Origin of the sequence: Candidatus Thiosymbion oneisti, assembly GCF_900092655.1 — a bacterium.
Classification (GTDB): Bacteria; Pseudomonadota; Gammaproteobacteria; order Chromatiales; family Chromatiaceae; genus Thiosymbion; species Thiosymbion oneisti.
In genome coordinates this window covers 1-2492 of sequence record NZ_FLUY01000375.1, presented here as the reverse complement: position 1 = coordinate 2492, position 2492 = coordinate 1, and the positions used below count along the sequence as shown (strand labels likewise).

Annotated in this window: 4 protein-coding genes; all 4 read right to left on the bottom strand. The window is 42.5% G+C overall.

All coding sequences use genetic code 11. The features are described from left to right. The coding region (locus BQ17_RS03655; protein ID WP_141699072.1) for a nucleotidyltransferase domain-containing protein at positions 1–416 on the bottom strand (416 nt) is incomplete at its 3' end. Between the two features lie 99 nt (positions 417–515). Then, positions 516–1037: an LURP-one-related family protein gene (locus tag BQ17_RS03650; RefSeq protein WP_089724400.1), complete on the bottom strand. Its 522-nt coding sequence runs from the start codon at positions 1035–1037 to the stop codon at positions 516–518. A 127-nt stretch (positions 1038–1164) separates the two neighbouring features. Further along, positions 1165–1485, bottom strand: coding sequence for a hypothetical protein (locus BQ17_RS03645; RefSeq protein WP_089724399.1), 321 nt, complete (start codon positions 1483–1485; stop codon positions 1165–1167). Between the two features lie 71 nt (positions 1486–1556). Then, the gene (locus tag BQ17_RS20150) at positions 1557–1760 is read right to left on the bottom strand and encodes a hypothetical protein (RefSeq protein ID WP_141699071.1); all 204 of its coding nucleotides are present in this window, start codon (positions 1758–1760) and stop codon (positions 1557–1559) included. Between the last annotated feature and the right edge of the window lie 732 nt (positions 1761–2492).

Sequence of the window (2492 nt, the reverse complement as noted above, 5' to 3'; positions counted from 1 at the left end):
CCTTCTCGCAGGATGTCAATATAAAAGTACTGACTTTTCCTTAAACGACGATTTACAAACTGGATATCTTCGGCAATTAGGCTGATTGGCGTTCGGTGGATAGTTTTGATCAAACATTGAGCAAGTTGATTGTTTTGCTCAACTTTACTGGCTTGGCGGGGTGTTTCGGTAATAATCAGAAGATCGAAGTCGCTTTGATAGCGATAAAGTAGGGTTTCCGGGTCAAGGTCTTCTACCCAGTCACCACGGGCATAACTCCCAAATAAAATAATCATATCAAGATCGATTTCTTCTCGAATGATCTCGATAGCTCTTTGTAATTCCTGCTGTTTTTGCTCTGGCAGGTGTTCAAGTGATGTTTTCATTCTCTTAATAATAATCACTATCCACTTAGATTCATAGCTGCTTAGATTCATAGCTGCGGTTTCTTTTGAGAGGCATAACGCTCAAATCAGCCGCACCAAAAAGCAGAGCGAAGCGGAGTTTTTTGGGGTCGGCAGGATTTGAATATTAGCTTACTCACTATATGAATTTGTTGAAGAAGATGAATCACTGCTTTCACTTTTTCTGTCTAAATGAAGTGTAACCATTATAATTACAGTGATTAATTCAGACGGTTCGTCATCTTCTATAACTTCTATGACATGCTTATCTCTTAATGTCAGTAATTTACCTTTTGCATGCGCAATTCTTCTTCCTTGTCGAGTAATTTCAAATCTCAGATCCCACATATTGCCATTTGCTGTAGCACCATTAAATGGGCCATCTATAATTGTGTAGCGACGTACCCAAGACCAAATTTTACGTTTAATGATAAAGTCTCCTATAAAACTTGAAACAATCCATGTTGGAGTCCAAGAAAACACCTTTCTTCGTATGAATGCGACTTCTTTTTGACCTTTATTGATTCGCCATGTTGGGTTGAAAAAAGCAAACTCGCCCTCTGTATCATATATTAAATTTTCAGATTCATCTGTAATTGACATCTTGCCTTTAAGAGAAAGCAATTTGTTGGTAATACACAATGTCTTGGACATTATTGAATCCTTATTATCAGACGGTGCTTACTATTTCGTGAAGCTAACGCCAGCAATCACCCGACGCGGAAGGAGCGGTAGCGACCGTAGCGGTCGAGTGAATTGCCTTGTTAGCCAATAGTTGTTTTCAAGGTAAATTCTCATAGTCATCTAAATCCTTGTATCGGGCGCTCGCTTTCTTATTAATCTTTAACTTATTCAAGCTAATGATGTTTACTTCAATGCCATCTATTTCATCAACAATCCTTTCCTTAAAACACTCATCAAAAGAAACACCCGAAATTGTCGTCAATATTTCAATGCGAATAGGAGCAATACCCATGCGCACCACATTGTTTTCCTTGAGAAAAATATCTTTTGAAAGTTGGGGCGTATCAAAGCCAAATTCCTTTAAGGCAGAAACCATTTGTTCTGCTACCTTGGGCTCAATAGCTATCCATATATCCATGTCATTCGTAGCTCTAGGATAGCCATGATAACCAACCGCATACCCACCAATCAACAAATAATGGGATGTTTTTAGTCTTCAGTAAACTCAAGAACTCTTTGAAGTCTGGAGGTAGCACCATCTCCATAGTTTATCCTTCTTAATAATTCAATATGACCTATTCTTTCAATTGGTTTTTTACTAAGCCAATAGCCACTATCATCTGTTTGATCTAATGATGTCACTACAGACAGTAATCTTTTATCAATTTTCAGTTTACTTATTTCTTTACCCACAATCTTCATTTCCGTTTTTTTGGCTAACGGCATGGCTAGCCGGCCCAATACCGCATTTACCAATGACTTGAGCCAAGCTCCTGAGCTCGATGCGCGGTATTGGGTCGGGCTAAGAGGCTGTCTAAAAAAGGGCCGTAGGCCAGAGTAGACGGTAGGCTGGGTTGAGGAACGAAACCCAGCGTTTACGGGCAAGTCTGGTTTGCTTAAGTTTAGTCCCTTGACCCAGCCTACCGCTTTGAAATCAATATGTTAGTTTTTAGACAGCCTCTAAGCCATTTGTTAGCCGACAGTTTTCATTAGTTACGACGAACTTTCCGACCGCCACCCTTCCAACTATGAAGTCCGGTTCAGCCTGCGTCATGCGTGACCGGAGCCACCTTCGTATGAAGATTGCACAGAACTTAAACGGACGCGCCGGTGAACACACAACGCCCAAACGACCTTTCCCACAAGCTACCGACTTCCCTGCCTTGCACCACATTGCCAACACTCAAAACTTCTGGCGGCTAACAGGCGAAACAGAGCAACCGAATCGGTCCTCACAGCGAACCTTAACCACTTGACCCTATCACGCCGCCTGTTTGGCTACAAATACCGCTCGCGCAGCCCGGATGCCACGCAGATACTTGGCCTGACGCCGGGCGCAGAGATCCGTGAGCGAGGCCGGTGCACCGACCGCTGTTCCAAATTCCTTGAGAAAACGCTCGGCAAAGTCGATAAATCGCTCCCCGT

Excerpts from the sequence above, each read along its gene's own strand:
- BQ17_RS03645 (WP_089724399.1), bottom strand. The coding sequence starts at position 1,485 with ATGGATATATGGATAGCTATTGAGCCCAAGGTAGCAGAACAAATGGTT.
- BQ17_RS03650 (WP_089724400.1), bottom strand. The coding sequence starts at position 1,037 with ATGTCCAAGACATTGTGTATTACCAACAAATTGCTTTCTCTTAAAGGC.